Genomic DNA, 5,448 nt, shown 5'->3' with positions numbered 1-5,448 from the left:
GCGGTTTAAAGCGAGTAAGATAGGAAACCATGTAGTCGAAGGGCTGATCGGGCCCACGGTCCTCGGGCATTAACGTAATGCCTTCGAAGGTTAGCGGGATCATGCGGATGTCGAACGGGTTGATGTACGGTGTACGCACCAACATGCGTCCGCCCGTGAGTTCCTGCCCTGCAAGCTTGATGCGCCCGTTGATTTGACCAAGCGTGGTGAGCTGGTCCCCGTCCGGTGAGAGCAATTCCGTCTCGCCTCCGAAGGCATTCGCATAGAGCGGCTGGCTCGTATACAGAACGCTTCGGAGCTGAAAGAAATCAGCGAGATAGCCCGATTGATAGGCGAGCCACCCGCCTGTCGTCAGTGCACGTGCTTTATTGAGATCAAACGAATCTTCGTCGAACCAATAGGTGCGACTATGCGCGGTCAACGCCGTGTCTCGAAAAAAAGCTGGTACATTTGACCAGCGATCGCGCCGTTGGACCTCAAGCTGCTCGTTTCTAGGGTCCACGAATTGTCGCGGTCCTTTAAGCCCGTCTCTTGGCTCGAGTGGTGCAGCGAAACCCTCCCGAATGGCAGAATAGGCCTCTCGTGCGTTGGACGGGATGGGGTAGTCATTTGCGCCCTGAGCCAGCCCAGTCTCGGGAACGAGGCAAACCCAAAAAACTAGCGAACCAATAGGTAGCAAACGGATTACGGACCACCTCCAGTTCCTAAATACTAGCACGAGCCACACTCCACCGGAGGACACGCCAATAAAGTGAGCAATGGTATACAGTCTTCAACGTCGCGGCGAGTTCGTTGTCTTCGTGCCCTTGGCAAAAGAAGACTGGATTGATGTTTGATCGTCTAAAAGCAACTTTAGCCGAGCGGCTTGCCCATTGCGTCAGTCATCCAGACAGGTTCGCTGGCACCTTGCATGTAAAGCATCGGCTGGTCCCAAAATTGAGGTCGAGGCTTCCTCCGGTGACGTCCGCTTTTGGCACAAAGCGGACGTCCAAAGCGACGTGGACAATGTCCGCTTCCGCGCACGCCACAAAAAATTGCCAGTGGGCGAGAATCCCAGGCCTTACCTCGCGTGTACTCAGACTGAAGTCCTCTGAAAATGGCTCTTTGAGGGTTTCAGTTTGCTCGATGACCCGATAGATTTGCCGGCCTGCGGCGACATGCCTGGTGTATTCGCCCGCAATACAATCAGAGAGTGGTTGGTGTTCTTGAGCGCCTTTTGCATGGGCTTGCTGGCCCGCAAGTCGCTGAGCTTGTCCGGAATCAGAATATGCAAGATAGAAATATTTCGCTCGAGGTCGCCGTTACGGGCGCGTTGGACGCGATCATCATTATTAATAGCGATGGAAATATCATCTCATTCAATCCGGCTGCAGAAACGATCTTCGGATTCGACAGGGATGCGGTCATCGGGAAGAACATGGGAGACCTCATCGTCCCGAAGCAGCATCGCAGAGCGCACAAAGAAGGAATGCGCAGATACATGGAGACGGGATTCGGGCCCGCTCTCAACAAGCGGCTCGAACTGACTGCGTTGCACGCTTCGGGAAAAGAGTTCGATGTCGAGCTTGCGATCACGGTCGCCGAGAGCAACGGTGGAAAGATCTTCATTGGATATCTGCGCGACATCACCGAGCAGAAGTTGGCTGCTGCGGAGCTTGTTCGGGCAAAGGAGCGTGCAGAGATCGCAAGTCAGGCTAAGTCCAGCTTCCTAGCCATGATGAGTCACGAGATACGCACGCCGCTAAACGGCGTGATCGGTATTTTGGGGATGTTGAAAGACAGCGGTCTTACCCATGAGCAGGAAAAACTGCTGAAGACAGGTCGTCAGTCCAGCCGGTCGCTACTTGGACTGATCAACGACATTCTCGACTTCTCAAAACTCGAGGCGGGGAAGTTAACTCTGCAGACTGTATCCTTTAGTACCGAAGAGCTTGTTAAATCTGTATACAGCCTTATTGGTCCTCAGGCTAAGTCTAAGGGTTTGGAGGTGAGCTGCAACATTGATGCAGATGTTCCGCCTGTCCTCATTGGCGACCCAGATCGCTTGCGCCAGGTTCTGCTGAACCTCGCTTGGAACGCCGTGAAATTCACGTCAACCGGCTTTGTAAAACTCAATCTCGAACGGGCTGATGAAACCGGGGACCAGCCGGTTTACCGGTTTTCGGTAGTCGATAGCGGCATGGGTGTTCCTCAAGACAAACAAGAAGACATCTTTTCCGAGTTCGAGACATTGGATGCCGGGTATTCCCGTAAATTTGGTGGGACAGGGCTTGGCCTTGCAATCTGCAAGGCGCTGGTCACGGCAATGGACGGACGCATTGGCGTGAATAGCGAGGACGGCGTCGGATCGACCTTCTGGTTTGACGTGGCCATGGAGACGGGGCAGTCCCGCGCCATCGAGAAGGAAGAAGATGATGACGAGCTGCCCGCGACGTCGGTGATTGCAGGTGCGCATATTCTCGTCGCTGAGGACATCATCACCAACCAGCTCATCGTCAGTGCCATGCTTGAACGAATGGGTTGCGATGTCGACATGGTTTCGGATGGAAGTGAGGCGGTTCGGAGCGTTGGCCAGCGGGCCTATGACGCGGTTCTTATGGATGTATCCATGCCGGAGATGGACGGTTTGGAGGCTACGAGAATTATACGTGCGCGGGACGACGAGCGCGCCGATGTGCCGATAATTGGCGTAACCGCCTATGCGTTTGATGAAGATCGGGAGAAGATTCTGGCAGCCGGTATGAATGACTTGATCCCTAAGCCGGTGTCGCGGTCCGCCCTCTATCACGCCCTCTGTGAGCAGATCGGTCAGAGCCGCATAACGCCGATGCAGGAAGGCGGAGGCCTCGACGATCCGACTGCGGGGCTCGATATCCATGCCCTTCGATCTGTCCTGGAAAGTCTTACGCCGGATGCAGTCGATGTGGCTCTTGATCGGCTGCGCTCAGATATCGAGAAGCACACCGCGCTCCAGCATGTTGCAGCCAAAGAGAAGGACTCGAAAGCTTTCGAGCGCGCAACGCATGCGATCAGCGGCGTTGCGAAGGCCTTCGGCGCCGAGGAGCTGGCGAGCTTGTCCCGGAGAGCGAATACGTTGGTTCGGGAGTCGGAAGACGGTCATGCTTTCCAGCTGTCCACCGAGATAACGGACGCCGGCCAGCGCTTTTTGAATGCACTCGCTCTCGGCAAAGAGGCCCTCCTCAAGAGTGTCGACGAACCTGAGAAGCAGGCAACGCGCAATGAGTGACTCTGTCTTGATCGTCGAGGACACCGCATCAACCGGCATCCTCTACCAGTCCTGGCTCAAGAAGGCCGGAATTTCAGGGCGTTGCGTTGAAGACGGTACGTCCGCGATGGCCGAGCTTCGGAAAGGTGGCTATCGCCTTATGCTGCTCGACCTGCAGCTTCCGGATATCAACGGCCTTGAAATACTGAGCGCGATCCAAGAAGAGGCGATTCCAATCGGCGTGATCGTTGTGACCTCAAGTGGATCACTGAACACGGCTGTCGACGTTATGCGCGCCGGAGCCTACGACTTCGTCGTTAAGCCCGCAGCAGAAGAACGACTCGTCACAACTGTCAAGAACGCGCTTGAGCATAAGATCCTAGAAACGGCTGTGCAGGAGATCAAGGAGACAACCGGCAAAAGCCAGCGCTTCGGCTTCATCGGTTCATCACTGCCCATGCTCGCGGTCTACAACACCATCAAGGCTGTCGCGCGGTCGAACGCGAGCGTCTTCATTACGGGCGAGAGTGGAACAGGCAAGGAATTATGCGCGGAGGCACTCCACAAGAACGGTCCGCGACGAAATAAGCCTTTCATCCCGCTCAATTGTGCTGCCATTCCCGACAACCTCATCGAGTCAGAGCTGTTCGGTCACGTGAAGGGTGCCTTCACGGGCGCCACGTCTGATCGCGATGGTGCCGCATCCTCGGCTGACGGGGGGACCTTATTCCTCGACGAGCTGTGCGAAATGGATCTCGCCCTACAGTCAAAGTTGCTCCGCTTTCTTCAAACGGGCCAGGTTCAAAAAGTCGGGAGCGACCGCACCAAGAAAGTCGACGTGCGCGTGGTCTGCGCGACCAACCGCGAGCCGTTACGGGAGGTGGCCGAAGGGCGCCTAAGAGAAGACCTGTATTACCGGCTCCACGTGGTCGGTATTGATCTTCCGCCGTTGCGGGAGCGTGACGGCGACATTGTCGAGATAGCGGCGCAGTTCCTGAAAAGCGCGAGTAAGGAAGAAGGCAAATCGTTCGAGACGCTCTCTGCCGACGCGATGGACGCCTTGCTGTCTCACGATTGGCCAGGCAATGTGCGCGAGTTGCAGAACGTCATTCGCAAGGCCGTGATCTTGAACGACGGTAGCGAACTGACAGCTGACATGCTGGAATTGTCGTCCGCGGCGCCTCAACTACGAGCGCGGACTGAAAGACCAGCAGATGCCAGAATACGCCCCGATCTTGGTAGTGACGTCGGCAGCATTGAGATTTCGCTCGATCAACCCTTTGCAGCGATGGAGCGGACGCTGATCGAAGCGGCTATCGCCGAATGCAATGGCAGTATCCCGCGCGCTGCCGAGCTGTTGAAGCTCAGCCCATCCACCATCTACCGAAAGAAGGAAGGCTGGGACTGATCACTTCGCGATGCCCTGGATACGGTTTTGTGTCTCAAGCGGCCAGCTTTTCCATGCCAACCTCTAGCAACAACTGTTCGAAAGTCTCTGTCCAGGTTTCGACCGGCCGGACTTCGTGCGGTTCGCCCGCAGCCCAAAGCGCCTTTGCAAGGGGTAGATCGTTGCCACCCTCGACAATTCTATCGCCGAAAAACATCAGTGCTTGATCCTCACCCTGCGAGAGCAGCTCGTTGAACACGACCGCCTTGTTCCAGCCACGCGGTACAATGTCGATACTGATCTCGCCGCCGGCAGAGGCCTCATATGGAAGCGCGGTCTCGTTGATCTGATCGACAAACCTTGCACGCTCCTTGGCAAGCTTGTCCCACTTGAAATAGGCACTGCGCTGATCGTTAGACGCTTTGCGGCCAACAGTGGAGACATTCAGCATGCCTGTGCGGTATTCCAGATGGTTGCCGAAGCGCTCTGGGTACACGCTTTCAGCGACGAAACTTTCGCAGAGCGCAATCAGTTCCTGCGGGAAGCTGTGCGTGTTGCGATGGATAAGCTTGAAGTGCTCCCAGCGCTCGGCGCCTGAGCAGGTAAACACGGCGCGGCACGTATTCAGGATCTCATCCGGGAGCTGCTCCTGCAGTTTGCCCAGGTCGCTCCCCGAAACGAGTACGACGGACCGGTGCCGTGCGAATTCTAGAAAGAACTTCGCGAATAGGGGTTCGATTGGTTGCCGAGGTACCGTCAGCGTTCCATCAACATCGAAGATATAGGTCTGTTTCATCTCGGCCTCACGCTGCTTGCTTGTCTAGTTCTGGATGGG

The 5,448-nt window shown here is 56.0% G+C and carries 4 protein-coding genes; 2 read left to right on the top strand and 2 right to left on the bottom strand.

Annotation, left to right across the window (positions count from 1 at the left end):
- Positions 1–502 (bottom strand): OprD family outer membrane porin (locus AC33YF_RS12595; protein WP_491777557.1); only part of this gene is annotated, 502 nt, incomplete at its 3' end.
- A 690-nt stretch (positions 503–1,192) separates the two neighbouring features.
- Between AC33YF_RS12595 and AC33YF_RS12590 the strand changes: the two genes are divergently transcribed.
- A complete protein-coding gene (locus AC33YF_RS12590; RefSeq protein ID WP_491777556.1) occupies positions 1,193–3,247 on the top strand; it encodes a PAS domain-containing hybrid sensor histidine kinase/response regulator in 2,055 nt (684 codons plus the stop codon).
- Complete coding sequence (locus AC33YF_RS12585) at positions 3,240–4,634, top strand: sigma-54-dependent transcriptional regulator (RefSeq protein ID WP_491777555.1); 1,395 nt, start codon at positions 3,240–3,242, stop codon at positions 4,632–4,634. The genes AC33YF_RS12590 and AC33YF_RS12585 overlap by 8 nt, the downstream gene beginning before the upstream one ends.
- Positions 4,635–4,668: 34 nt before the next feature.
- On the opposite strand, the gene AC33YF_RS12580 is transcribed toward AC33YF_RS12585, so the two are convergent.
- Entirely contained in the window at positions 4,669–5,409 is a 741-nt protein-coding gene (locus AC33YF_RS12580) for an HAD family hydrolase (RefSeq protein ID WP_491777554.1), read from the bottom strand.
- Between the last annotated feature and the right edge of the window lie 39 nt (positions 5,410–5,448).

The sequence above is a fragment of the Methyloceanibacter sp. genome (assembly GCF_058506495.1).
Note: the sequence above shows the minus strand (reverse complement) of the source record. Positions and strands in the feature narration are given on the sequence as shown.

What these genes read in the sequence shown, in the direction of transcription:
- AC33YF_RS12585 (WP_491777555.1), top strand. Translation starts at nt 3,240, where the DNA reads ATGAGTGACTCTGTCTTGATCGTCGAGGACACCGCATCAACCGGCATC.
- AC33YF_RS12580 (WP_491777554.1), bottom strand. Translation starts at nt 5,409, where the DNA reads ATGAAACAGACCTATATCTTCGATGTTGATGGAACGCTGACGGTACCT.